The sequence below is a fragment of the Methylobacterium sp. EM32 genome (assembly GCF_040593685.1).
Lineage (GTDB): Bacteria > Pseudomonadota > Alphaproteobacteria > Rhizobiales > Beijerinckiaceae > Methylobacterium.
The window spans coordinates 1-25,462 of the sequence record NZ_JBEXZS010000019.1 but is presented as its reverse complement, the minus strand read 5'-3'; the positions used below and the strand labels follow the sequence as shown (position 1 = coordinate 25,462).

At 58.2% G+C, this 25,462-nt stretch carries 19 protein-coding genes and 1 pseudogene; 8 read left to right on the top strand and 12 right to left on the bottom strand.

Going from position 1 to position 25,462, the window contains the following annotated elements; translation table 11 throughout:
• Window positions 1-123 precede the first annotated feature (123 nt).
• A complete protein-coding gene (locus ABZT49_RS03275; protein WP_355282971.1) occupies window positions 124-330 on the top strand; it encodes a hypothetical protein in 207 nt (68 codons plus the stop codon).
• An 818-nt stretch (window positions 331-1,148) separates the two neighbouring features.
• Here ABZT49_RS03275 and ABZT49_RS03270 read toward each other — a convergent pair.
• Window positions 1,149-1,613, bottom strand: coding sequence for a hypothetical protein (locus ABZT49_RS03270; protein ID WP_355282969.1), 465 nt, complete (start codon window positions 1,611-1,613; stop codon window positions 1,149-1,151).
• Between the two features lie 710 nt (window positions 1,614-2,323).
• Between ABZT49_RS03270 and ABZT49_RS03265 the strand changes: the two genes are divergently transcribed.
• From ABZT49_RS03265 to ABZT49_RS03255, 3 genes are all read left to right on the top strand, one after another.
• On the top strand, window positions 2,324-2,905 hold the full coding sequence (locus tag ABZT49_RS03265; protein ID WP_355282966.1) for an NUMOD3 domain-containing DNA-binding protein: 582 nt from the start codon (window positions 2,324-2,326) through the stop codon (window positions 2,903-2,905).
• Window positions 2,906-3,085: 180 nt separating this feature from the next.
• On the top strand, window positions 3,086-3,421 hold the full coding sequence (locus ABZT49_RS03260) for a hypothetical protein (RefSeq protein ID WP_355282963.1): 336 nt from the start codon (window positions 3,086-3,088) through the stop codon (window positions 3,419-3,421).
• A 316-nt stretch (window positions 3,422-3,737) separates the two neighbouring features.
• Window positions 3,738-6,011, top strand: a complete 2,274-nt coding sequence (locus tag ABZT49_RS03255) for an ATP-dependent RecD-like DNA helicase (protein ID WP_355283063.1) — start codon at window positions 3,738-3,740, stop codon at window positions 6,009-6,011.
• Here the strand turns inward: ABZT49_RS03255 and ABZT49_RS03250 are convergent.
• The 5 genes from ABZT49_RS03250 to ABZT49_RS03230 all read right to left on the bottom strand — a co-directional run bounded on the left by ABZT49_RS03250 (window position 5,998) and on the right by ABZT49_RS03230 (window position 10,791).
• On the bottom strand, window positions 5,998-7,092 hold the full coding sequence (locus ABZT49_RS03250; protein WP_355282960.1) for a hypothetical protein: 1,095 nt from the start codon (window positions 7,090-7,092) through the stop codon (window positions 5,998-6,000). The genes ABZT49_RS03255 and ABZT49_RS03250 overlap by 14 nt on opposite strands.
• Window positions 7,093-7,267: 175 nt before the next feature.
• Entirely contained in the window at window positions 7,268-8,335 is a 1,068-nt protein-coding gene (locus tag ABZT49_RS03245) for a hypothetical protein (RefSeq protein WP_355282957.1), read from the bottom strand.
• Window positions 8,332-8,721 carry a hypothetical protein gene (locus ABZT49_RS03240; protein WP_355282954.1) on the bottom strand — a complete coding sequence of 130 codons (390 nt, stop codon included), beginning with the start codon at window positions 8,719-8,721 and terminating at the stop codon, window positions 8,332-8,334. Before ABZT49_RS03240 ends, ABZT49_RS03245 begins: the two co-directional genes overlap by 4 nt.
• A gap of 2 nt (window positions 8,722-8,723) precedes the next feature.
• On the bottom strand, window positions 8,724-9,329 hold the full coding sequence (locus ABZT49_RS03235) for a hypothetical protein (RefSeq protein WP_355282951.1): 606 nt from the start codon (window positions 9,327-9,329) through the stop codon (window positions 8,724-8,726).
• Between the two features lie 76 nt (window positions 9,330-9,405).
• Entirely contained in the window at window positions 9,406-10,791 is a 1,386-nt protein-coding gene (locus ABZT49_RS03230) for a hypothetical protein (protein WP_355282948.1), read from the bottom strand.
• 128 nt (window positions 10,792-10,919) lie between these two features.
• Here ABZT49_RS03230 and ABZT49_RS03225 point away from each other — a divergent pair, with 128 nt between their 5' ends.
• Window positions 10,920-13,433 (top strand): hypothetical protein, encoded by a 2,514-nt coding sequence (locus ABZT49_RS03225; RefSeq protein WP_355282946.1) that lies wholly within the window; start codon window positions 10,920-10,922, stop codon window positions 13,431-13,433.
• A gap of 57 nt (window positions 13,434-13,490) precedes the next feature.
• On the opposite strand, the gene ABZT49_RS03220 is transcribed toward ABZT49_RS03225, so the two are convergent.
• A complete protein-coding gene (locus ABZT49_RS03220; protein WP_355282943.1) occupies window positions 13,491-14,789 on the bottom strand; it encodes a Y-family DNA polymerase in 1,299 nt (432 codons plus the stop codon).
• The gene (locus ABZT49_RS03215) at window positions 14,786-15,250 is read right to left on the bottom strand and encodes a LexA family transcriptional regulator (protein WP_204165498.1); all 465 of its coding nucleotides are present in this window, start codon (window positions 15,248-15,250) and stop codon (window positions 14,786-14,788) included. Before ABZT49_RS03215 ends, ABZT49_RS03220 begins: the two co-directional genes overlap by 4 nt.
• Window positions 15,251-15,546: 296 nt before the next feature.
• Here ABZT49_RS03215 and ABZT49_RS03210 point away from each other — a divergent pair, with 296 nt between their 5' ends.
• Window positions 15,547-16,494, top strand: a complete 948-nt coding sequence (locus ABZT49_RS03210; protein ID WP_355282940.1) for a DMT family transporter — start codon at window positions 15,547-15,549, stop codon at window positions 16,492-16,494.
• Between the two features lie 106 nt (window positions 16,495-16,600).
• On the opposite strand, the pseudogene ABZT49_RS03205 reads toward ABZT49_RS03210, so the two are convergent.
• Window positions 16,601-17,244, bottom strand: a pseudogene (locus tag ABZT49_RS03205) (SOS response-associated peptidase).
• Window positions 17,245-17,447: 203 nt separating this feature from the next.
• Here ABZT49_RS03205 and ABZT49_RS03200 point away from each other — a divergent pair.
• Entirely contained in the window at window positions 17,448-17,990 is a 543-nt protein-coding gene (locus ABZT49_RS03200; protein ID WP_355282937.1) for a hypothetical protein, read from the top strand.
• Between the two features lie 105 nt (window positions 17,991-18,095).
• Here the strand turns inward: ABZT49_RS03200 and ABZT49_RS03195 are convergent, their stop codons facing one another.
• Window positions 18,096-18,446: a DUF2958 domain-containing protein gene (locus ABZT49_RS03195; RefSeq protein ID WP_355282935.1), complete on the bottom strand. Its 351-nt coding sequence runs from the start codon at window positions 18,444-18,446 to the stop codon at window positions 18,096-18,098.
• Window positions 18,447-18,599: 153 nt separating this feature from the next.
• Between ABZT49_RS03195 and ABZT49_RS03190 the strand changes: the two genes are divergently transcribed.
• A complete protein-coding gene (locus tag ABZT49_RS03190; protein ID WP_355282933.1) occupies window positions 18,600-19,238 on the top strand; it encodes a site-specific integrase in 639 nt (212 codons plus the stop codon).
• Window positions 19,239-19,284: 46 nt separating this feature from the next.
• Here the strand turns inward: ABZT49_RS03190 and ABZT49_RS03185 are convergent, their stop codons facing one another.
• Complete coding sequence (locus ABZT49_RS03185) at window positions 19,285-23,856, bottom strand: ATP-binding protein (protein ID WP_355282931.1); 4,572 nt, start codon at window positions 23,854-23,856, stop codon at window positions 19,285-19,287.
• 251 nt (window positions 23,857-24,107) lie between these two features.
• Window positions 24,108-25,430 (bottom strand): site-specific integrase, encoded by a 1,323-nt coding sequence (locus ABZT49_RS03180; RefSeq protein WP_355283060.1) that lies wholly within the window; start codon window positions 25,428-25,430, stop codon window positions 24,108-24,110.
• Window positions 25,431-25,462 lie beyond the last annotated feature (32 nt).

The following is a 25,462-nucleotide window of genomic DNA, read 5'->3' as shown; positions in this document are numbered from 1 at the left end:
ATCTCGAATTGTCGCTAACTGGTGGCGCGATATAATTTGTATGATGGCCGTTACGATTGATATCGGCTTTGTGACGCGCTAGTCAGTCGGGCCTGTTATCAGAGCCTGTTCCAGGAGGACGCCATGAAGACGCTTGTTGTGACGACCGCTGCCCTGCTGATGCTCAGTGCTGCCCCCGCCCTCGCCATGAGCTGTTGTGGCGGCGGCAAGGGCAAAGGTGCGATGATGTGCGGCAAGGGTGGCATGGCGATGAACCATGCCGGCAAGGGCAAAAAGGGCGGCTGCTGCTGTGAGGGTATGAACGGCGGCAACATGAGCCGTCGCGGTTAGGCGTGCCGCCGCACCTTTACCGCTGACACGGTCAAAAATATCTGGCAGCGCGGGCAGCAGAACGGCCGGAGGGCGTCAGCCCAAGCAGCTGCCCGTGGAGGAACGCGCCGACGATTGAGCCGGCGGCCATGGTCGGCAGGAACGACCGATTGCGGCCGAGCACTTAGATGCTCTGAGCCCGGCTGTCGCGGGTGAACGCAACCAGCATCATCGTTAGGCTGGCCACCCGCGATAGGCTCTCGGCGAGCTTGATGTCAGCACCGAGTAGCAGGACCGGTGTTGGGAACAGCTATTCGCTGCCAGCGACGCCGAGCTGCGACGCCGCCACACTGATCCCGAGCCCGACCACGATCTTGGCGATAAGCTGCGCCGGTCCCTGACCGGTGCTGTAACGGCACCTGCGTCGTGGCTAAGCAGCATCACGGCGATGACCAAAATCAGCAGAGCTGCTCCTCGAGAGCTGAAGGTGTCGTGCTAGGCTCAGGAAGCCCCAGAACCGTTGGACCACCGCAGCAGCGCCCTTGCACGCTGGCGGACCCTCGAACGCGCTGTCCGACGCTCCTGGCGCGTCAGAGCTAACTACCCTCCCCTTGTCGGGGCAGAAGGGGAACTGGCGACCCTGAGGCTATCTGCAACCAGAGCTAGATTTCGCGCACTTGCTGTGCTGGGTGAACCGGCGCGTGCCTAAGCTATTGTGGGATCATTCGTTTTTTCTGTGGGATCGGCGGTTTTGACGACACTGCGCCACGCCGGGATAACCGCATCTCGGGGTGACGGCGCTGCCGGTCATGTGCGTTCGCGCCGTCACCGCAACGGGGTCACGCCGCCTTCTTCTTGCGCCGCTCCGCCATCATGAGACCCCGAGCCACCGCCGCCTCCTTGATCTGGGCGTCCAGCTCCCCTGCCCTCACCGCGTTGATCAGGGCGTCGATGATCGCCGGCAGCTTGTCGAGCGTGCCGATGCCGATGGCGGCCTTCCCGGGCTGCAGCGCCATGGGCTTGCCGCCCACACGGAGGATGAAGTGCGTGGTACCGGCCTCGTCTTGGAACCAACCGCGCCGCACACGCCGGTTGACCTCCATACGCACGCGCTGGCCCTGGGCGTCCTTGCGCATGCCGAGGGTCTTGGGGGGCTGGTACGCCCGGCCTTCGAGGGTGGCCGTCACCATCTCCTTCTGCTCGGCGAGCTGTCCCAGCAGCTTCTCCCGCGCCCGCGCGAAGGGATCGTTGGCCGACACGGCGGGAGCAGCAGCACTGAGCTTGAGGGTCTTGAGCACCGACATGTGTGTGTCCTTTGCTTGAGCACGACCAGTTCTCATGTCCAGAACATTACTGCCGTTGTCCTGCTGTTCAACCTGAGATTGGCGCGTAATGATATAGGACGCCGCTCCATCCGTGATTGATCGCAAAATGCACCAGAACGCACAAGGACACTGTCCAGTCAGGATCCAATTCTTAAGTAGTTGATTTTGCGCTCTAATTTTTCGCTATTTCGGGCTTTTTGGTGTGGCCGCGGTGCCCGCTCGCCCGCGGCATCCTCTCCCAAAACCATTACGACCCAAAACCAGATGGGTAGACTGGAAGTCCGCGAGTGGCGCTCTCCACGTAGCGGCAGCGAAGTGGCGCCGCGAGCAGCCCTCGTCTGACAAGACGAGGTGCGACAGCGCCTAACCGGCGAAGTTCCCGCGAGTGGGTTGCGAGCAGCGCGAGCACACACGTCGCGAGAACTCGCAGGCAAGGACGGTGATATTTGTGCTAGTTTGGGTGGTAGTGGGTTGTGTCTATCTTCTACTTCGTAGAAGATGGATCCAATCTATTACTTCCATCTAGTGCAAATGTTACCTCCTCTAAATATACATACAACCAACCTATTATTGCAACGCTCGCCGCAGCCTACTGTGACAACGCCATCAGATCCTCGATGGAAAAGAAAATATCGCAACTTGGCGTGCTGGCCGTTTAAAAGAGTATATTGCCTGATAAGGAGAGCCAAATGACACAATTCAAATCTGAACGCGATCAGGAGTTGGAAAAATTTCTTCGAGGTCGCTACGAAAGCAGCAAGGCATATCAGGAAAGCGAGGGTCGAGTTTTTGATATTTCATGGGATGAATATCTCGTCTTGTGGAAGCGGAAACGCTATTTTTACAACACACTCAAGCAGAAAATGTTGTTCGGAGATGTCATGGCCTTTATGCTTAGCGATGATGGTTACGTACTAAGCTGGAAAAATAAAAATGCTTTCATGGACGGCATCTGCAGCATCCATACAATGGAAATCAAAACAAAGGAGATGAGCAAGCGCGTGTGCCACATGCAAAGCGGCGACACTCACAGCCAAGAAAGCAAGGACAAAATCAGGGATGCGCGAACCGGTACCAAGCAGTCAGACGCCACCAAGCAGGCCATCAGCGCTTCCCTCTCGGGCACTCCAAAAAGCGCCGAAACAAGAAAGAATATGAGTGAGGCGGCCAGTAGGCGTTGGGCGAGGGCGAGGGAAGAAAAAGCAACAGCAATGGCCGCAATGCTTGGTAGTCACCCCCTTCAGCAAAATGCTGTGGTTTCAAATCTGTAAGCCGATCTTCTAAGCGCGACCGTAACCCAACTTGGAGACAAAAAATTGAATGGCCCGGCTTGCATTTTTGCTCCGGGTCACTGCCATCCCCAGACCCCGGTCGTCAACTGAGTGGCAAGGCTTACTGATATCGTTTCCTTACCAATCTAGCTGCTATCTGCTCAGATGGGAGGTTTCGACATGGATACGACTATTAAGCTATTGGGCGAGGTGGATGCCATGCGGAAGCTAGGCATGCGCAGTCATGACCGGTTCGTTTATGCGGTGCAGGGCGACAAAACGCATGAGGTGATCGACTGGGTGACCGCCGAGCCACTTCGAATTAGCATGTGCGCGGTGTGGGATGTCGGTATTTTGTTGGCTGCTTATGTTATGTTCGATCGAGAGGCTCAGACAGAACAGAGAGTGAAAGAAATCAATCACGCGCTGGAGATGTTCGTTATGACGTTCCACGGTGCGACTGACTTCGATTGGCAGGTCCCCAAGAATGTGCCTCGGGCGACAAAGCGACCCTGAAAGAAATATTTAGCGTTACCCGCCTGCGATTGCCTTCCGACAGATCTATGCGGTCGCAATTCGGTGGCAGCAGCGTGATGGGTGCATCAGAACAGCCACCGCGTAAGCTTCCTGCCCAACCCAGCCGTGAGCGGAGCACCGGCATTTGAGCGGATGATCGGCTGTCGGCCGGATTGCTCCGCAGTTCTGGCGAAAGAACGAACCAAGAACCATATTCTCGTTCATGAACTGGGCCCTGCCCTGGTTCGGCGACAATCGCCCTGCCAAGCTATGGCAGCGGCAATGGGTCGAGACCCTGAGAGGAAGCGTGAGCGTAATGGGCCCACCGAGGCAGGTCGACAGAGCCAACCCTGTCGAGGCTCTCGCGGGCACGGTCGAGCGTGTCACCTTCCACTCGCCCGAGACCGGCTTCTGCGTGCTGAAGGTGCAGGCCCGGGGCAAGCGCGACCTCGTACCGGTGATTGGCCACGCCCCTGCCATCGGCGCTGGGGAGTGGATCACCGCCACCGGCGTCTGGATCTCCGATCGCACTCACGGCTTGCAGTTCAAGGCTGAAACGCTGAAGGCCACGCCCCCCACGGGAGCCGCTGGCATCGAGAAGTACCTCGCCTCCGGCCACATGCGAGGGATCGGCCCTGCCATGGCCAAGCGCATCGTGGCCGTCTTCGGCGAGAACACCTTCGAGATCATTGAGGCCGAACCTGATCGGCTCAAGGAGGTCACCGGCATCGGCCCTTGGAGAGCCGCGAAGATCGTGGCGGGTTGGGCCGAGCAGAAGGCCGTGCGGGAGATTATGATCTTCCTGCACGCCCACGGTGTCGGCACGGCCAGGGCCGTGCGTATCTTCAAGACCTATGGCCATCAAGCCATTCAGGTGATGACCGAGGATCCCTACCGGCTCGCCCGCGACATACGCGGCATCGGCTTCCGCACCGCCGACGCGATCGCCATGAGGCTTGGCATGCAGCGGGATGCTCCTCCCCGGCTGCGAGCTGGTGTCTCCTTCGCCCTTCAGACGGCCATGGATGAGGGGCATTGCGCGTTACCGGCTGAACGCCTCACGGTGCTGGCGCAGAAACTGTTGGAGGTCGAACCCCAGCTGATCCGCTTGGCCATCGCCGAAGAGTTGCGACGCGGGGAAGAGGTGATCGCCGACACGATCGGCGACGAACCCTGTGTGTTCCTGAAGGGCCTGCACGCGGCGGAGCGCAGCATCGCCGAGCGCTTGATCGCGAGGGCCGCGGGCTCGGCACCATGGCCCCAGATCGACATGGAGAAGGCTCGGCCATGGGTAGAGCAGAAGACCGGCAAGGTGCTCTCTCCCTCCCAGGTCGAGGCGGTTCGCGTCATGCTCGCCTCCAAGCTCTCGGTGATCACCGGTGGACCGGGTGTGGGTAAGACGAGCACGCTCGACACCGTGCTGCGCATTCTCATCGCCAAGGGAGTTCGCGTGCTCCTCGCCGCCCCCACTGGCCGCGCAGCTAAGCGGATGACCGAGCAGACCCAGCTGGAGGCCAAGACCATCCACCGGCTGCTGGAGATCGACCCCAAGCACGGTGGCTTCTCTCGCAACGAGGAAAACCCTCTGGATTGCGACCTGCTGGTGATCGATGAAACGTCGATGGTTGACGTGCCGCTGATGAACGCGCTGCTCAAAGCCGTTCCGGAACGATCAGGGCTGCTGTTGGTGGGCGATGTCGATCAGCTGCCATCGGTAGGCCCAGGGCAGGTGCTGGCCGATGTGATCGCGTCCGAGCGTATTCCGGTGGCACGTCTCACCGAGGTGTTTCGGCAGGCCGCCGAGAGCCGGATCGTGGTGAATGCCCATCGGATCAACGCTGGGAAGATGCCCCACCCGGTCGGGACCGGCGAGCAGACGGATTTCTACCTCATCGAGATTGCCGAGCCTGAGGAAGGGGTGGCCAAGCTCATCGAGGTGGTGACACGGCGCATACCCAAGCGGTTCGGCTTTGATCCCGTTCGGGATGTCCAGGTGCTCACGCCGATGAACCGGGGCGTGCTTGGCGCCCGCAACCTCAACCACGAACTCCAGGCGGTCCTGAACCCCAATCCGCCTGCCATGGTGGAGCGGTTTGGTTGGAAGTTCGCCCCCGGCGATCGGGTGATGGAGACGCAGAACGACTACGACCGCGAGGTGTTCAACGGCGACCTCGGCGCCGTGCTGCGCATCGACGACGATGAAGGTGCGCTCGTGGTGGAATTCGACGGCCGGGAGGTGGTGTATCCCTATGGGGAACTCGACACGCTGGTGCCCGCCTACGCAACGACGATCCACAAGAGCCAGGGGTCGGAGTACCCAGCGGTGGTGATCCCGATCGCCACGCAGCACTGGACCATGCTGGCGCGCAACCTGCTCTACACGGGCGTGACGCGCGGCAAGCGCCTGGTGGTGCTGATAGGACAGCGCAAAGCGATCGGCATGGCCGTGCGCGGGGGCGCTGCAAAGCGCCGGTACACGAAGCTGCGCGAGTGGTTATCCATCCCGCGGTCGTGGAACATCAACGGCGGTGATGCTGCCAGCGGCAGCAGCTCCCCGGCGCGGGCTACGCGCGCCATCAAGTACCCATAGCGGAGCGGTTGCGGCGTTCGTCGCGGACCCTCGACATGACGTCAGGCCAAAGGGTCCATCGCTCGGCACCGCCCGCGGGGACCAGGATGCCGGCATGTGCCGCAGCCCTCATCCAGGCCGAGACGGCCTCCGCCGGCGGAGCGAAGGAGGGATCGAGCTGCTTCAAAGCCTGGGCGTCAGCCGTCGTGAGCCGTGCAAAGCGCGACCGAAGCCAACCTTTCTGTTTCAGCTGCCGGAGAGCAACTGCCGGGGTGATCACAGGTCGTCCCCCCGCGAGCGCTCGGTCGATCATTTGTTCCAGGATCGCGGCCTGCCAATCGGAAGGCGAGACCGTAAAGCAGCCACTGCCCGGAACGGCCATGCCGACCGCCTGCGGGAAATCGGTGGCGAGGTGACCAGCCGCCGTCGTGATTGATCGGCTTGTTCGCGCCTCCGCGTGAGCTGCGCGGTATGTTCGAGCCAACGACACGGCATTTACCGTGGCAGACGGCCTGGGCAGATCCACGCTCGCTTGCCTGAGCGCCTTGGATGGCAGCAGCTTGGGGTTGTGTAGCCAGCGCCGCGGTGCCTCCGTGAGGATAGCTTCCTCCAACCCACTACGGCTCACATTTCGCGGGGCCCACGACAGATCGATCTCAACAGCTGCCACGTTCAGTTTGACGAGTTTCGCGATTTTGGTCGCATCGCAGGGGTGTGTGACGCGAAACTCCACCAGCAGGTCGCGGCCACCTCGGCGAGCGATCACGTCGGGAACGATGCCGCTCAGCCGGTGCTCCAAAACCACTTCGTCGAGACGGAGGGCTCCACCGGGGTAGCTCTTGCCACCTGCGCCTTCTGTCTCCTGCCAGCCCGGCAGGACCAGCTCCAAACGTCGAGCGAGGCATTCCTTGGCGAATTTATGAAGGGCCGTCTCGGGCCCGGTCGCGCAGCCACTGCCGTCTGCCGAACCGTAGTGGCCGAAGTGGTGATCGAGGTGTTCGCCCCGGCGAGCAACCAAAGGTGCGCCACAGCCGGGACACCGACATCCGCAGGCCAGCCCGGAGGCAACCTCAGAGATGTGGACGATCGCACCGTCCGGCATCTCACCGAAAACGAGGCTGCTGTCACCGTGGGGTCTCATATGGGCCTGGAGTTTGCTCCTTCGATCCAGCGCGGCCTTCTCGCTACTCTACCCTATCATGCCTGCCTTCCGAATGGATCGACGGCATGGTCGGCGACCATGCCGTCGAAGGCGTATGTCCGCATCCGTCCCGATCTCACGCGGCGAGCACGCGATCGTAGAGGTCCGATCCGGAGAAGAAGCGCGAAAGCTGCTGCTCGCATGCTGTGAGGCTGTACCCACCACTGACCACGCGATCCAGCACCGCCGAGAGGTGCGCCACCAATGCCGGCTTATGCCGAAGGTATGCCTCCCAGCTAGCAGTCCACTCCGCGGGGTACCGGAACTCCTCGGGGTACATCTCGCGGTAGCTGAGACGATCCGGCACCACCGGCACTGCCCCCGCCAGTACCCCCTCATAGCTGCCGATGCCCAGGGTCTCCTGCAGGCTGCACGAGAACACCACCCGGGTCCGGGCGAGCAGGTCGTGGTAGTCCCCCTTGGCGAGAGCCGTCTCCTGGCACGCCACGAACTGCCAGCTGGGGAACGACCCCGCCAGATCCTTGAAGATGTCCGGCTGCTTCTCCGGGGCCAGCCGGTGGGGGAACAGCACGATGTTCTCCTTGGGTTGCCCAAGGTGCGGCTGTAGCTCCGCCGCAAGGTACTCCATGGGCCACCCACACACGGCCACTCGCGGATCATCCGCCGCCACGCTCACCCCTGCGCGGAACAGCTCGGCATGGGCCTGCGTCGCGAACACGCTGACATCGTAGGCCTCGAACAGCGCGCGCTCCATGGCCTTTGCCCAGGCCACGTCCCGGGGCGCGATCCGGCCAAGGAAGTCGTTGGGATCATAATGACCCGCGTGGAGCATTCCGATCAGGCGCACGGGTTTCCGCAGCAGCGCGCTCATGTACCGGATCTGATGCACGCCGGGATGCCATGCGTCGGTGATCAGGAACGTGTCGCAAGGCCTCACCTCCCCCCGCTGGAACCGCCGAGCTACCTCGGCGATTTGCGTGCTCTTGAAGATGTTGGTGCCGGCGAAATCGAGGAAGGCGCCCGCCAGGGGCACCGGCGGGGGTGTCTCGCCCTCGATCTGGATCACCCTCACTTGCATGCCGCGAGCCGCAGCTGCCTGCGCCAGCTGCACGGGGAGATGGTGCAGCCACTGTTCCGTGTAGCGCTGCTCATGACCCTCGATGGGCAAAACCCAGATGGTCACTTGCGTTGCTCGCTAGCCGCGTACTGCGAGAAGCTACCGCATTCACCGTCTTCGCTTACCTCGATCCATACATCACGGCCGGGGTAGTTGGAAGCAATGTTTCCGTACAGCTCGTCGCTGATTGTCTCGCAGCTCTTTCCATCCAACTGGAGTATGTTGTCGCGATACAGACCTTCCAGCCATTCGAGGAACGTATGGAACTCAACCTCGCGATCACCGTGCCACACCTGTATCCAAACACGAAATTTGAACAGGTGGCGATGTTTAGCGGAAAGGTATTCTCGCTTCTTGGGAGCATCAGGCCAACAATGGAAGCCTGCACGCTGGAACGTAACCCAGATCATGCGAAGCGGCGTAGCAGAAGCGATTGTTGCAGCAGCGTTCATGTTCATTCAGCCGGGGCTAGAGAGTTACGCTTGTTGTGCAGATGCCAGAGAACCAGCCAGATCACGAAAGTGGCCAGCATTTTTCCAGCGTAATGAGAGATATAATTGGGCCAGGTGAGTTCATTGAGCCCATACAGTATGAGGGCCCCGTCGAACAACGTTGCGACGGCTGACGACCAGAGGATGCGATCTTTGAGGTCTTCTTTTTTGAGGGCATGGAAAGCTATCTGGTCAATCCCCTCGCTTACGAGGAAAGCCAATGCACTATAGTAGGCCAGATCACGATCTACGCAAAAAAATACGATGATCGTCGCAATGAGCATGAATGCTGCGACCCAATCGCCGATGAGCCTTTGCGTATAATCGCGCATCACGAAAATCAGGCCCACCAGCAGCGTGCCGGGGATTAGAGGGAACGACACCGGCGGGTTGCCGCTGAATGGAACTTTTACAGGGTATACGGGCAGATATTTCGCGAATGCATTGACCGCGACACCAGATGCAACATACATCACAATGAGCAAGATCGTAAGATCGAGATGATCGTTCCATTTAGGTCTGTAGTCGCCTTTGAAAAAGGCCGCGGTTTGGTGTCGTGAGATCATCATATCAGCTCCGCAAGTAAACCGTATTCGCATAAAAGAAATAGATGGACTTTCGGTGAATAAACCTTAGAAATACCTATCAGATTGGTCGCTCTAGGCGAAACCCAGCTTCCTTGATTACTTGACGAGCCAAGTTTATTTTATTCCCCAAGACATATTTTGCGATGTAGTCAACCGCCTGAACGTTTCGGGAGAACCGAAACCTGCCCTCAGGCGTATCATGATAAAGATGTATGGCTTCGGAATGCGCTTCAGCGACAGCCTGAACATTGTGGTTGCAGCCGATCATGAAGGCTCTCGCATCAGGCTGCGGAGGCAGCTCTCCTTGCTTGAGCAACTCACCCACTCGCACGCGAGAACCAACATGCGTGCGCACCGGGCTTTGCATTTCCTGGCCGATGGCCTCGCATGCGTCATTGCGCTCTTCGGTGAGCTTCTCGCACCAAGCGTTTAATGTCAGGCCGTAATGGGACGGATCGACCTTACTCGGCGCGTCGTTCGCCATGCCTGAATTGACATAGTCGAGGCCATAAGACGTGTAGATCTCGTATGCTCGACCAGACAGAAGGAACGGACTTGCGGTATCATACGTTATTTGCACGTATGGATTGTCATGCTGCCTAATAAGTCTCTGTATGCACGTGAAGAGAATTGCGCTGCCTATCGTGCTGGTTCCAAGAATATGTATGTGCTTGAGACGCCTCAAAGTCCCATCGGCGCGCATGTCGAGCAGTCGGCTGAGCAAAAGCGCGTAGTTTCGAGCGTGGGCTCCAGCAAAGGCAATCCCATCCTCAATGAACGGCTGAAATTCCTTGTACCATGCCGCACTCTCGCTTTCGTTGCGCCCTTGTAGAACAACGAGGAAGCCAGCTTTCTGGGTATCACGCTCCTTGAGCATCAGCTCGGTATTCAGTCGTGTTTGTTGCATGCACGCGTTGAAGCCGAGCCCCAACGAGTTCACAGAACTCATCTGGTCAATAGCCTGTCCTTCACGCAATAGGCGCTTGATGTGCGGGGTGACCGTCCCCTTCGATATGCCGCCCGTGGGGAAATCCAACGCCATCACCCAATCGGCAGCGTTCTCCATCCACTTCAGCATCCGGCGAACGGTCGCCTCGCCTTCCCATGGCAAAGTGCCCTGCTGGACCTGAAAGCCCCCGCTGTCGGCGATCACGAACGTGCTGTTGCGATCACGCTGGGATACAATGGTAGCTTGCCGACCTTTGGCGTCCGTAATAGCAGCTTGCCCTGCGCTGGTCAGCGTGCACGGGTAGTGGAAATGCTTATCGATGTAGGGGATGTCTATAGCGCTGTTTCCAGGCTGCAGGTAGTCGAGATCACTGCCTGTTAGCCCCAAACACCGCCAGCCCGGCTGCGCTGCGATAACCGCATAATTGTGGCTGATGGCCGGTAGATACCGGGCTCGGTTGGGCTCATGGGGAAAGAGGACATCGAGATCGCGCATTTCCTCTTCGTTGCGCGAAATCGTTAATTTTTGACCGATACGACCGAGGCGAAAAAAGTTTAGTAGCTAAACTTTTTTGACCCGCCCCGTGCGGGTTAGTCAATTGCGTCAGCCTGCGGATGGTAGGGATGAGAGCCAGCAAGAAACCGTCCGGCAACATGGTCGACGTTGTCAGTTTGCAGCAGAAGTTCGAACCTATTCGCCTACACGCACATACAGCTGCAGATCTGGGGAAAATTGCCCAAGACGAACTCAATGCGGTGCTGGGCAAAATATACGAATTTGGGCTAGAGCTACGTAAGGATACGGCGATTGCGGAAGCATTTATTGTAGCAAATGGCGAGAAATATTCGCTTCCAGCGAAAGGAAATATATTTATCCCGCTCGTCAAGATCGCATTCAGAGGCAGTAGTGCGGATAAGGCAACTTTCAGTCAGCGTAGCACTGCGCTAGATATTGCAACGCGTGAAAAGCCAAAATCAGAGCCTGCCAAAGACTGGTTCGATAGGCATGGTGGCTACGCAGGCGTCTACAAGAAATTTGATAAGCAGGCCATATCTGCCAACAGCGGTAGCACCAACGCGTTCAGCTTCAGCGGGCTTGCGAAGCCTCTCCTTGAGCTTGAGCGCGCCGTACGCCTGCTGCGCGACCTCACGCTGCCCGTCATCATCAAGCTGCCGGGCGAGGATAAGGCTAGGCCGACCCGTGCCTTCGTCATTGGCAATGTGGAAGGCGATAGGTGCCGCGTGGAGGTGGTGGGGCACGAACGAGGGTATTCCTTCCCTTGTGGCCATGTGATGCTGGGCGCGCCCATTCACGGGCTGGGCGACGGCATCTTCGTACTGACCGATCAGGAGGCCGAGCGCTTCGCGCATGCGTTCGCCAAGGAAGACACCGGCTGGCAAACGGCCGCCACGGCTGACGTAGCCACGTTCACGAGCCCCAGCGGTGTGACGATCAACGCGGTTGCCTTCTCGCGGTATCCTGACGGCCAGTATCTCGTCTGTGCTACTGAGCAACTGCGAAATCGCAGCTCTACCCTCACACTTACTCACCAGGCGATGGATGCCTTTATAAACGGGGTCCAGACCAATCCGCCATCATCAAACGTCTTTGGCTGGCACGATACTGTAAAAATTGCGCACGCGAAGCAGTCGAAGCTTCTAGAAATCAATTGGACATTGGCCCAGCGGCGGCGAACATATTTGAGCGGCGGTCCCGACGTGCCTCTGAAGGCCACAAATCCGGTGATCCCACTCCCTGATAAGCTAAATCTCACGAGCGATTACACAGGTGTTTCTGTGGGGTTTCACGAAGAGGATTTACCTTTTTGTGCCGCAGCATCGAACTTGGTGAGCCATCTCTTCAGTGCGTCGACACTCATCCCCATCCGTGACGAGCGATGGTTGGACTTGGATGATGCGAATAGGCTTTGCCGTGCTTTGCTACCTCTGAAAGTAGATGCGGAAGCTAAGTTCGTTGACGTGGATCAGCCGCAGGGCGCGCTCTGTGTGGTCGCAGCGTTCGATAACGACGAACTCCTTCTTGTGCTGCCGCTCGTGCATACGCCGGGAGGAGATCGCGTTGGGGTTTGTGAACCGTTCGCTGCATGGCCGACCCAACCTCAGCCAGCCATAGCTCCTTCCACCAGCCCGCCTGCATTGCTCCCTGCCAGTTCCTCGGTGGCGCCTGGGTCCGTCTCTGCGAGCGCTCCTTTGTCGATAATAACTTCCAGCCTGCCGGTCAGCACCAGTTCGCTGGTGAAGCAACAGTTCGGTGCGTTCATTACTTCGTTTCGGTCGCCTGATGAAACCGTCTGGAAAGCACGACGGGATATTTTCCGACAGCAGTTGGAATGGTGGATCGAGCATACCGATATCCCTCTTCATCTCAGGCTCAGCGGCTGGACTGACGCCGAAGTAGAAGCGTTTGACAAGGATACCGCAGGCCTTTTGAGCAAGTTCGTTGCGCTCGATGGCAGCTACAGCGTGGCTCCCGGAAGCCCGCTAATTATTAATCGCATTGCTTGCTTGGAGCAGTTTTACCGCAGCTCATATGATTGGGGCATCATGATGGACGATGATGCTATCCTTGAAACCAAATATGACGAGGGTCGCGGGCTGAATTTCTTCGCTGAAATGGCCATCAACAGGCCGCTCAAATACGATGAGGTAGATATATTCTTTCCGTATTGGGATAAGAAGCCGCCGCGCCATCCAAGGGCATTTTGGAACCAGGCTGACTACGACCGCAATCACATATTCCACAAAGACGCCGACCTAAAGGGAAGTATGTTCGTAATGCGCAATTTTCGGAAGGAGGGCAAAGTAGAAATATTTCCTGACAAAACCTACACGATACATGGCGAGGACACTTTGCTCGCCACTGAGGCGATCGCGCGCGGGTACACGGTGAGGAAGTGCGCGAATATCTGCTTATTCGAATTTAAGGGGCCAAGTTATTTCGAGGCGGACCGTGTAAAAAATATGCGCGAGGCTCACGTGCGTATCGCTAAGATGTACGAACAGTACGGGCTTCGCATGCTGAAGCCCGATGATCCCAGCAGGAAAACGCTGTACAGGAAGGAATTTTTTAAGCGATGCTGGAAAGGACCTGATGATAAGATTGTTGCGAAGCCCTAAGAGTGCAAAGGGGAGCCGCCTTCGTAGCTCCCCCTCATCCATGAGGCGGCGGTCTACTCATTGCAAAGTTGCTTTGGCCGTCGGCACCTCATTCAGTCGCGTGGTGAAGCGCGGTGAGCGCATCTCGAACTTGGTGGACCAGCTGCGCTTGTCCACCAAGCCCGCTCTCGCAGACACCACAGCGCCACGCCCGAACCGGCTGTTGCAGGCGTCCATCGCCGCCATCAGCGCGCCAGACTTCTCCCGATCGTGCGCGTCGAACAGGGGGCGCGGGGCATCCTCCAGCGGCACGAGGTCCGTGGTGACGAGCCCGGCCTTGCTGTAGCGCCATGGCGATGGCCCCTGTTCCTTCCAGGTCCTCTCCACTCCCCGCAGCGCCGCCTGGATCAGGTGCCGGCTGTCATTGGTCGCCTCGGGCATATGAACGACCGTCGAGACGGACCGCATGGGGTCGCCGCGGTCATGCTCGCTGGTGTGGTAGAAGACGGTGACCGCCGACACGGCGAGCCCATCCCGCCGCAGCTTCTCGCCGAGGCGCGTCGCGTGGGCGGCAACGGCCTGCTCCAGCACATCCCGCTGGGTGATCCGGGTGGAGAAGCTACGGGTCACTGCGCAGCCCTTTCGCCGGGCGGGCACGATCTCAAGGGGCAGGCACGACCGCCCACGCAGCTCGTGGATGATGCGCTCGCCCACCACCGTCAGCGAGGCCCGCGCCGGTCGGGGATCGAGGTCGCGCAGATCGGCCACCGTATCCACGCCCATCGCAGTGAGCCGGGCCAGGGAGGCACGCCCAATGCCCCATACCTCCCCTACCGAGATCCCCACCATCCACGCTGCACGTTCCACCTCGTCGGAGAGATCGCACACGCCCCCAAGCTCCGGGATCGATTTGGCAATGTGGTTGGCCAGCTTGGCGAGGGTCTTGGTGGGGCCGATGCCCACGCAGGTGGGCAGGCCGGTCCATCGACGCACGGTGGAGCGGAGATCCCGAGCCAGCGCCACCCGGTCGCGTTCCCGCACGTCGGAGAGGTCGAGAAAGCTCTCATCGATGGAGTACACCTCCACGTCCCGCGCGAACTGCCGGTACACCGTGTTGGCGCGGGCACTCATGTCGCCATACAGGGCGTAGTTGCTGCTGAAGACGCGCACCCGCTGCCGCCGGCAAAGATCGCGGATTTTGAAGTAGGGCTCGCCCATGCGGATGCCGAGGGCCTTGGCCTCGGCGGTGCGGGCGATGGCGCAGCCGTCATTGTTGGACAGCACGATCACCGGCACGCCGGAGAGCTTGGGGTCGAACACGCGCTCACAGGAGCAGTAGAAGCTGTTGCCGTCGATCAGCGCGAGGGCTCGGCTCATCGCGCGACACCCGAGCGGGCCTTCACATGGTGCCAGCGCACGGAGAACAGCAGCACGCCCCAGAGCAGCCCCTCCTCCAGGTCCTCAAGGGCAAACTCCTGGTCCATGTCGGGATTGTCGAACGTGAGGCTCAGCCGGTTGCCCGTCATCAGCAACCGCTTGATGCTCATCTCGCCGTTCACCACGGCTACGACGACGGCGCCTGAGGTAGGCGACAGCGACCGATCCACCACGGCCAGATCCTCGTCGTGGATGCCGGCGCCCTTCATGCACCAGCCCCGCACGCGCCAGATGAACGTGGCAGGTGGGTTGGGGACCAGCCAGCGCGGCAGTTCCAGCGCACCTTCGATGAAGTCCTCGGCGGGGCTCGGGAAGCCCGCGCACAGGGTCGTGCGCATGAACGGCACGCGGACGAGCCCGCTGCCATCTGCTGCTTCTTCACCGACCCGGTAGAAACCCACTTGGCGCTCTCCGCTTCAGAACGAAAAGAGAACAAACAGGCCTGTGGTTCCCGGTCAAGGCCGAGCTTGGGTCGGTGAGGAGCGGGGACGGCTCGATCAGGTGATTGTGAGAGGACGACGGTCGCGATGGCGTGAGCAGCCCTGACCGCGTATGGCATCGGCGCGGCAGTCGGGATGCATCCCGGGGGTAATCGGGTCGGCGTGATGCGAACCGATTGGTCGCACAACCAGGCAGGATTGGTCGCTGAACTCTGAGTGCCTCCCGCCGCTCCAAAAAACACGAAGGGTAGGAAACCGTGGCTGTGAGTGTGGGGCGTGCCGCCGTGCCGGTGGGCGCCGTCGGTGGCATCGTGATGATGCTTCTCGGTGTGCTGTTCTTTGCGTTGAACGACACGATGGGCAAATGGCTGCTCGGCACCTACGCGGTGGGTCAGCTCATGCTGGTCCGCAGCATCTCCGGCCTGTGCGTGATGGCGCCTGCCATTCACCGGGTGGGGCTCAGCGGGTTCCGCGATGCACCGCGCCCCGGATTGCAGCTGGTGAGAGCGGGCTTCTCGACGCTCGAAGCCTCGCTCTTCTTCTGGGGCGTCAGCACGCTGCCCCTGGCTGAGGTCATGACCTACTACATGGCGGGTCCGATCTATGTGACCGCCCTCTCGCCCCTGCTGCTGGGCGAGCATGTGGGCTGGCGTCGCTGGGCAGCCATTGGGGTAGGCTTCTGCGGGGTCACCCTTGCCCTCCATCCCTCACCGGGATCGTTGTCCGTGGGAGCGGTGTGCGCCCTCGCCGGCAGCTTCTTCTACGCGCTGTTCCTCATCACCACCCGCAAGCTCGCCGCTGTGCCCGGCACCGTGCTGATGACGAGCCAGCTCGTGTCCTCCCTGATTTTCGGGGCGGCTCTGGTGCTGGCCTACGGGTGGACCTCCACCGGACCCACGGACTTCGCGCTGATGCTTCTGCTGGGCGTCGGATCGCTGCTGGGCAATCTATGCGTGAACCAGTCCCTGCGTTTGGCACCTGCGACGACGGTCGTGCCGTATCAGTACACGTTGATCCTATGGGGCATGCTCTTCGGCTACGTGTTCTTCGGTGAGATGATCGGCCCACTTACGATGGCTGGCGCCGGCATTATCGTTGCCAGCGGTCTCTTTATCTTCCTGCGGGAGCAGCAGTTGGAGCGGAGATCGAAGGCTCGTGATGTGCCAACCGAGCCAGCGATCGCGAAGCTGCACGACCTCGACTGAGCATCGACAGCACCAGCCCCCGGTCGGTCCTCACGCGCAGACGGTCGCGGAGATAATCAGGAACTGAGGGCGTTCCCGTTGCAGCCAGCTGCCTCGGGGCTGCGCCTTAACCTCCATCCTTCCGCTCGCCCCGAGCGACTTCGGTCATCATCCCGTTCGGCAGGGGTCGTTGCAGCTGAAGTGCCTCGTCGACGGGCGCTTCGAGCCACGTGCGCCACTCCTGGGGGGTCGTAAGCAGGACCGGCATCGCCTTGGGGTGAACCCGACCCACTACCCCGTTTGCCTCCGTCGTCAGGAACGAGAACAGACGGTGCTCCTCCGGTACGGGCTCGTCCCGCTTCGGCCCACGTACACCGGTCCAGGGCCGCCAGATCCCCGCGAAGGCGAACAGCGGCCGGCTCTCATCGAGAGCGAACCACACTGGCGTCTTCCGGGGCTTGGTGTCGGCATACTCGCTGAATGAGGTGACGGGCACGAGGCAGCGGAACGCGGGCTTGAGCCAAGGCCGCCAGTAGGGCGAGGCGACGTTGCGCACGTTGGTGACCGGCTGCGTGCCGAGCTTCGGGGGCGGTGGGAAGCCCCAGCGCATCATCGTCAACACCCGCTCACCGTCGCGGCGTGGACCACGGGAGCCATCTGGTCCGGAAAGATGCCGGGCAGTGGCGGTAGGTTGCCGGCTTCGTCGCGATCGATGGCGAAGGTGCGCCGGATCTCATCCTGAGAACGGGAACTGCTGTAGAGGTTGCACATGGCCGGGATCGTAACCGATCGAGCCCTGCCAGTCCCCCAACACCGCTCTAGCGATCTGATCGCATTAATATGCTGCTCGCGACGCCCAGCGGTGGGCTGTCCACCTCTCATTGGAAGACCCAGGCGGGACGCCTACATTACGTTCGCTACAAGCTCGCCGGCATGGGACTTCGGCGAAGCATAGGATAATTCTAGGATCCTATATGGCCAAATTCAAGATTACCCTCGACACGAACGCGATCATCAATCATTTTGATCTTGTTCACACTTCCCCGACCTCCCGGGCTGAATTAGAGGAAATTATGCAGATGTGGGAGGACAATGAGATCGACGTGGCAATTACAACTCGCGTTGAGGCAGACCTTGGGCAGGACAGGGATAAGGCGCGCCGGGACGCGATGCTAGCGAAGGCCGAGGTCTTACCTGTTTTCGGATCGATTTTCCGACTAAGCTCCTCGGATCTCGATGGTGCAGATGTAATGATGAGCGACAAGCATAAAGATACAGTAAAAAAGATCGCAGATATTTTGTCGCCCGCAGGCATCGACCGCAACGCAAAAACCTTCTTAAATAAGATCAATGACGTAGATCATTTGGCGGGCCACAAAATGGCCGGAAGGGACGTCTTCGTGACTGACGATGGTACTATGAACAAAAAAGCACCCGAGCTGAAGGTGCTTGGCATTGAGGTCATGAGGCATGCGGAAGCCTTGGTAGAGATCCGACGGCGACTGCACAGCCTCTAAGCCTACAAACCGGTCGCCCTCGCAACCGAGGTGGTTTTGAGCCGCCGCCTTGAAACAGTTCGCTGTTCGGCGTCCGCTTCCCACCCCAGGAGGTCGCCTGCTCGGTTACGCTGAGCGGACCTGTACCACCTCGACAATCCGCCCGGCCTCGCGCGCTGCACTCGCATAGGTGGAGATCGGATGCATGGGCCGGAACGACGTATCCCGCTCCAAGCCGATCGCGAGCCCCGCGCTGACCTCCTCGATCTCGGCGAGGCTCACATAGCCGAGTTCGGGCTCGCCAAAGCCGAGGTCGCACAGCCCGTAGAGGGTGTCGCCGTCGGCCTCCATCGCGCAGATCAGCCACGTGGCTGGCCCCATGGGGTTGAACAGCTTGAGCACCGGCTGGTGATCGGCATCGCGATCCCGGCCATTGGCCAGCAGCAGTTCGCGGGTGGCGGCATCGATCAGGCGCATGGGGGCTCCTCGCTTGTGGGGCGAGGAAGCCGTGCAGCCTTTGGCGAGGGAGCGCGAGCTTGGAGGGCGGATCAGCTGCAAGGGCAAAACATCACAAAAGTAGAATTCTGTGATATTTGCGGCTAAGCCGTTGATCCCATTGAGCTCGCCTATGTGCTCGCCCTCACGCGGGCCTGGAAATATCATACTTTGCAGCAAAACAGCTTGAAGTATGAGGTTCCGGTGAAGCAGGCGCGTGTGCCAACCGAGGCCGAGTTCAAGCGCCTCACCGCGGTGGTAAGCCAGGGGCGCTACGGCCATCGTAACAGGATGGCCCTCATGCTGAGCTATCTGGCGGGGCTCCGGGTGGGCGAGATCGCTTCACTCCGTTGGAGCGATCTCCTTGACGGCGAGGGCAAGGTACGGGAGCAGCTTCGGCTCAGCGCGGCTGTCACGAAAGGCGGGCACGCCCGCGTGGTTTTCCTCAATGCACGTCTCCGGCGCGAGATCGAGCAGTTCCGTTCCTCCTTGCCCTCCACCCCTCCCCGCGAGCAGCCGGTGCTGGTCACGCAGAAGCGCGCGGCATTCAGCGCCAATACCCTCTGTCAGCTCATGCGGGGCTGGTACGATCAGGCGGGATTGGACGGCGGCTCCAGCCATAGCGGTCGCCGGTGGTTCATCACCCGCCTCGCGCACGCAGGCATCTCGCCCAAGGCCATCATGATGTTGGCGGGCCACCGGCATCTTTCGACCACACAGCGCTACATCGACGTGAACGACGACATGATGCGCTCTGCGGTCGAAGTACTGTGACAAATTGGGATGACTGTAGCATCGCACAACCATTCACGAAATTATTTTATTGTATGATGCTTTGTAACATTCCTTCAGCTTCATCAGGCAGCACATCGAGTATATCTTCAAACAAATCAAGTGTTTTTTCTCGGAACATATTCTCTCTGTGGAGAGTAATAACAATAGGTATAAGCCCCCTGGCCATTATCGGCCCGTAACCACTGTAATTTGACATCTCATATTTGTGAGTTTTTATCATTGATTTCATAAATTTAAATATTGGCGCATACGATAGGAAATCATTTAATATATCGCTCAGTCGGTCATCTACAACAGAATTGGCTGCATGTTTCAATAAAACAGGATTTTCGGAAAATATTTCGAGGAGACGGCGCGTGTCTGCCTCAGCGGGCCAAGGCGAAATACGAAGGAAAAAATTTCCACAGGCCTGTGCAACACGCTCATTTTGGTATGTAGCAAGCAATGCAAGAGTACGGCGGGCCCATGTACGCAATGATAAATCATCCTCATTCCAACATGAAACTGCAACATTGGCGACGCCAGTTAATGTGTCCATGGGAACCGGCGAGGCTTGAGCGATAGCTGGCCATTCATCTGCATTAGTGTTCGGCTGGAAGATTGCTGTTCGCAGAGCCCGAATTTCACCGACTGCGACAGAAGCTAATGGCCATTCTGAATTAATCCAACATTCTAGCACTTCATCGATAAGATCGCCTGGAACAGTGCGTATCATGCGCGCAATGACACGAGCGCTCTCTTCGCTATCACGGAACTCTGGCTGTTGCCTCATAAGCAAAGTGAGGAAATTATTGGCCTGTGTGCTATCAGCGTGAGCAAGCTGAGGAAGCAGATACCCTAACCCGGCCCAAGTTTCAGGAGCATCATCTTTGGCAAGATGGTTCTCCAACAGATTGATGAATTCGGAATAGGAGGGCTTGTTCCGCCTCAAATACCCAAGCGTGCATACCCTTAAAATGACGGAATTTTCACCACCTGGGAGTATGCGAAGACCACCACTTTCGAACAAAACCGTGGTGGGCAGCGGTTTATCGACACTTGCTTTGTCGAAACTAGAGACGGAACCGGGGAGTTCGAGTTTTGCCTGTGGCGGTTCTATCCAAGAAACAAGGATTTTGATCCAATCATCAGATAAGCCGGGCATTCGATTTGTCAGATTGTGCAATGTCCAAACAACATCAGCGCGGAACCCTTTATTTCCAAAACCACGCTTGAGAGCGTCTGAAACTAGACCTAAGATAACAAATGGGTCAACCGATGCACACTCGGAAAGCGCCCGGAGGGCATATCCTACAGGTTCTTGCTGTGTTGACGGCGAAAATTCACCTAGCAATTTTTGTACTCGTTCTGGCTGACGCTTCGCTAGTTCGCCAAACGCCATTGAGGCTTCACGCATGCCGCCGATCAGCGAGTTGGCTCCGCGCGAAATCCACCTATCCTTTTCATCCGGCAAATCTCGGAAAAGATTGATGATTTGTGTGTCGCTGGCGCGTTCCATTGCATCAGTCGACATCGGTGATTGTACCCAGCCCACAACCGATCTGAACCTTTCGCGGTGATCAGCGGGGACAGCGCGCAATTCTTCTTGCACGAAGCGCCGGGCTTGGGTCGATAGCCGAGAAATATTCAAAGCATTTAGAAGCCGAGCGCGCAGCCGACGGTTTCCATATCGCAGCATTCGCCTTTGACGAACATCATCAGATAGATCAAATTCATATTCGTTCCAATTTCTTATCAAATCAACAAGTTTATCATTATCATTATGGCCAATATAATTTGACAGCTCTTTTATTAACTCCAACGTATTGTAGTGCTCGTCACTTGAACGATCCCCTAGCCTTAGCCGACTTGCGTCTAGAGATAAAAATTCTAGCGCCAGTCCGTGAGTTGTGGCAACATTTGATGCGAAAGCAGAAGCAAACACTCGATCCAATAGGTGATTACCAACGCCGGCAAGCGCGTATAACTCTGAAAACGCCGCAATGTTGGTGCGAACAAGCTCTGTCACAGCAACTCTCAGGGCTTCTACAAGAGATATATCATACTTATAATGTGCAATATTTGAGACTTGAAGCTCAGCGGCATCTTCTGCTTCCAGTGCTTCAGCAGCAGTCGATGTTAACGATCTAAAAAAGGTCACCAGAGTTCTTGCATATGGCTCAGGCGAATTGCGCACAATTTCCGGCAGATCGTGCAAGCCATGAAGCTCGCGCAGCTCCCTTGCAAAACGGTATGAGAATGAACGGTCTTGCTGGGACCGAAATCGCTTCATAGCAGCAAACAGATCGCTCTCATCGTGCTCAGAAATATCCTCGTTTTCGGATCGTGCGTCTTGCAAAGCATCCCGAGTTTGGTCGGCAACACGATTTAAAATTACGCCCAGAAGTGTGGCAGCAACATCATGTCGACCTGACTGCGCTTGATGACGCACTGTAGCAAGAACAAAAGCATTTATTTTTTCGAAGTGAAAAAGCGCATCCTTAAATAGGCTATATGAAAAATCATCCCATATCACAAGTTTTTCTAAAATGTTAGGTATCAGGCGGCTGTGAGCGGGATGGTTCCGCCAATTACGTCCGAGCAAATCGACAATACGATCGCTGTGACTAGGTATATATGCTGAAACCCATGGCCATACGCTTCTAGCATGTGTCTCGTCATCACTCAGCATTCGGTCAGATATTAGACCATACAAGATGTCAAACCAAGCCGCCTTACCAGCGCTCAAGCGGAGTGCGCGCTCTGCTAAGGCGGCATCGCTGCTTGCTAGAACGCTGACCACTACCTGCTGTTCAGCTGAGGTAGGTGCATCATTTCCAGCTGATAGATCAAGTATTAGATGCTGTAGATGACGCCTCAGGGATGGCTCACACCAAAGACTGGTTATGGCGGAGTTATAGTCTGGCGTTGAAGTCTCTCGCGCATATCGCAACACTGCAAGAGCATGAGGGCGGGCCATCAAATTATGACTTGCTTCGATAACCCGCTTGGTTAGCCCACCGTCAGCAAGCGCGAGACGAGCATCGAGGGTTTCAGCCCAGGTCTGATGCGCGAAACCAACTGCATTACCATCATCACTACGACGGAGAATTCCTTCGGCGCAAAGACGGTCAATCGCTGGTGTTATACCGAGCGGCAATCTCCCGTTGGCTAGCCATAGGGTACCTGTATCCCGCAGGGCATCAACCATACAGCCAATCAGACGGTCGATACCGAGATTTGGGTAAGTAGCGACTAAGCGTTCAAAACGAAGCGCTTGGGTGCTACGCCAACTCTTCATCGCCCCCCAAGCAAATCCAGCTTGTCGCGCAGCTACGATGTCGCGTAGTGCTTGTGGCACACGGATGATTTCGTCGAGTTCAGTTGGGATTTCTGCCGGATCGATGTCGAATGCTGACAAAATATTATTGATTTCGTTGCGTTCTGGTAGTGCAAGGTCTATTCTTTCTACTGTGTCCGCCGGAAACGCCGCTCGGAAACCTCCGTCTGCAACGAATTCAAATGGCCGGACTGATACTACAATTTTGATTTCAGGCCATGATCGCAACCGTTTTGCTAGTGCGCTAAGAGCCCGCAATCGCCCGCCGCTGCCATCGATGAGTGAAGCCACTGCGTCGAGTTGATCAATAAGAATATATACTGGACCACTCGTAGAATGCGAAGTAATTGCCTCGACAATATCAGGTCCAAGATCTAGTGCTGGTCCTAGCTCCGCTAAGCTGCTCACGGTGATCGGCAAAGCATCAGCCTTGATGCCGAGAACCGTATTACCGCTCTTGCGCAGTCGATTTCCGAGGGAGGCGAGTAAGGCTGATTTTCCAGAACCCGGTGGCCCAAAGAGCAAAATGCTGCGTCCAAACGCGCTGCTGACTGGAGCGACAAGTCGTTGTTCCAGATCAATGAGTTCGGGCCGGGGTATCACTATCCCGCCGATGTCGCCTGGCCAGGATAGAAGCTCTCCGGAGACGCTGGCAAACTCCTCCGCTGTGTAAGCTGAGGGCTTATCTACTAGTTTGTCTTTAGGTATCTCTCCACCTTCAAACAGTCTTGTAAGGGTTGCGTCGATGCGATCGGAACCAGTTTCAATAGCTTTAACAATCAATGTTCGATCAGCGTTCCCTCGTTCTTCGGCGACCCTTTCGCCCGCCGTCTGCGCTGACCGAATGGTGAGGGAGAGGAAAGTAACAGCATCATCAAATGGACGATCAGCTCGTTGTTGGGCGTCCGAGCAGATTTCTGCATATCTTTTAAGTGCCAGCTTTTTGTCCGGCCCATAAACATCGAGCCCTTGTGAACGGCGGATCGCCGCTTTCCGAAGCACTGCTCTAGTTTCGGTGTCAGCTGCCCACCGCTGAAATCGATCTTCACGAAACGCTGATGGCAAATCAGACGCCAGAGCTTTAGCACTCGCTATTGCTCCGCCTACTACTCCTGCACCTCCAGACAAAACATCTAATGCTTCATCTAGCTCTGGCAGTCTTTGAGTTAATCCTTGCTCCGCTCCTCTCCTCATCAACTGCCGTTTAGTTGGCAACCACAGCGATTTTGCAATCGAAGAGATCCCGGCCTTCAAGTACGCTACAAGGACCGAATTCATCGTTTGCCATCGCGATAGCCGAGCACTTTAACGTGCTCGAGTGAGCATATCGCCAAGCCGGTGTCATTTTGAATGGCCGCCGGCAGGGAGTTTGTGCGGCATTAATTCGCGGCCTCTCAATCAACCACATCATAAATATTAACTTTGGTTTTTCTTCGGCGGCAATGAAAATGCATTCGATATTTTAATTGTTTTTAGACTGCATCAATATATTTTATGCTTTACATCGTTTGTAGGTGATTATTTTTGTGTCATACACGCGTCCAGTCTGGCCGTAGCCGATCCACCACACGCTCCAGCCGCACCTGACCATAGTGCTTGTCGATCATAGCTAGCGACGTGCGGCAGTTGCGAGCTACGTCGAGTACTTCGGAGCCGTTGGCCAGCTGCTCGCTGATGTAGAAGTGCCGGAGTGAGTACGGCGTGCGTTTGATACCGCGGTGATCTCGCTCCAACCCAGCCGCCTTCAGCAGTTCGGTGAAGCCGTTGGCCACGGACGTGATCCGCTTGCCCTGCTCGCTCGCAAACACCGGATCAGCATCCACGGGCTCACGGCCCATGCTGCGCTCGAACAGCATCCATAGGGTGTCAAACCACGGGATCGCAGCCTTCTGCGGGATGGCCTTGCCGCTCTTGCCCTTGCCTCGAACCTGCAGCCGGATGTCGCGCTGATCCACGGGCTTGCCCCGCCCCGCCCGGTAGCCCAGCACATCGCCCCAAGTGAGATTGTACATCTCAGTGGGTCGCAGCCCGGAGAATGCGCCGATCATCACGTAGGCGTGCAGCAGGGTGCGATCCCGCCGCGTGTGATCGTCCAGCCGTTTGATCCGCCAGCGGCGCTTGTCGCTGGCCTCCACGAGCGCACCCGTGCCGTCCATGATGGGATCCACTAGCCGGCCAAGGCTGACCGTCTGCAGATGGGCGAACTCGTGTGGCTCGAAGCTGGGTCGCCGATTGTCCGGAGTGCGGCGAGCCTTGATGGTGACTTCGGGCGGCGTCTTCAGGTAGCCCTGCCGGGAAGCCCAGCGTAGCAATTGCCGCAGCACCACCAGCTCGCCCCTCTGGCGGCTCAGGGAAGGCGCAGAGCGGCGTACAGGCCGGCGTAGCCGGTGGCCTCCCCTATCATACTCGATGTGCGTGATCAGCTTGCCAGGGCCCTCGGTCCAGTAGGTGCGCCGCCACTCCGCATAGCGCTCCAGATCGGCCTCACTGACCGCATCCACGGGCTTCTGGCCGAAGTACCCCACGAAATACCGCCGGATCACCGCAGGCTCGCTCTTGCCCTGGTCGGCCCGCCGTTCGCCCCGCTCCACCTCGCGCAGGATCTGCGCGATGTACTCCTCTGCCACGCTCTCAAAGGTGTGAGCACGAGCGGTAAGGCCCTGCTGCGCGCGGTAGGTGGCTTCGTACCAGATGGCCTCCGCCCGGCGCTGCGCTTCCCGGAGATCGTCGGTGTCGAGGGAGCGTTTGAGCTGCCCCTGCCCGCGGATGCTGAAGCGCATCTGCCATTTGGCGCTGCCCTTGCGCTGGAACAGCTGGAAGCGCTCGTCGGGGACGTTGCCAGGGGGTCTCAAGGGGCGGCCCTGTCTGGTTACTGCGGTGCAGA

Bases quoted from the DNA above. Each gene is read 5' to 3' on its own strand.
- ABZT49_RS03275 (WP_355282971.1), top strand. From the start codon at position 124: ATGAAGACGCTTGTTGTGACGACCGCTGCCCTGCTGATGCTCAGTGCT.
- ABZT49_RS03270 (WP_355282969.1), bottom strand. From the start codon at position 1,613: ATGTCGGTGCTCAAGACCCTCAAGCTCAGTGCTGCTGCTCCCGCCGTG.
- ABZT49_RS03265 (WP_355282966.1), top strand. From the start codon at position 2,324: ATGACACAATTCAAATCTGAACGCGATCAGGAGTTGGAAAAATTTCTT.
- ABZT49_RS03260 (WP_355282963.1), top strand. From the start codon at position 3,086: ATGGATACGACTATTAAGCTATTGGGCGAGGTGGATGCCATGCGGAAG.
- ABZT49_RS03255 (WP_355283063.1), top strand. From the start codon at position 3,738: ATGGGCCCACCGAGGCAGGTCGACAGAGCCAACCCTGTCGAGGCTCTC.
- ABZT49_RS03250 (WP_355282960.1), bottom strand. From the start codon at position 7,092: ATGCCGGACGGTGCGATCGTCCACATCTCTGAGGTTGCCTCCGGGCTG.
- ABZT49_RS03240 (WP_355282954.1), bottom strand. From the start codon at position 8,721: ATGAACGCTGCTGCAACAATCGCTTCTGCTACGCCGCTTCGCATGATC.
- ABZT49_RS03235 (WP_355282951.1), bottom strand. From the start codon at position 9,329: ATGATGATCTCACGACACCAAACCGCGGCCTTTTTCAAAGGCGACTAC.
- ABZT49_RS03230 (WP_355282948.1), bottom strand. From the start codon at position 10,791: ATGCGCGATCTCGATGTCCTCTTTCCCCATGAGCCCAACCGAGCCCGG.
- ABZT49_RS03225 (WP_355282946.1), top strand. From the start codon at position 10,920: ATGAGAGCCAGCAAGAAACCGTCCGGCAACATGGTCGACGTTGTCAGT.
- ABZT49_RS03220 (WP_355282943.1), bottom strand. From the start codon at position 14,789: ATGAGCCGAGCCCTCGCGCTGATCGACGGCAACAGCTTCTACTGCTCC.
- ABZT49_RS03200 (WP_355282937.1), top strand. From the start codon at position 17,448: ATGGCCAAATTCAAGATTACCCTCGACACGAACGCGATCATCAATCAT.
- ABZT49_RS03195 (WP_355282935.1), bottom strand. From the start codon at position 18,446: ATGCGCCTGATCGATGCCGCCACCCGCGAACTGCTGCTGGCCAATGGC.
- ABZT49_RS03185 (WP_355282931.1), bottom strand. From the start codon at position 23,856: ATGAATTCGGTCCTTGTAGCGTACTTGAAGGCCGGGATCTCTTCGATT.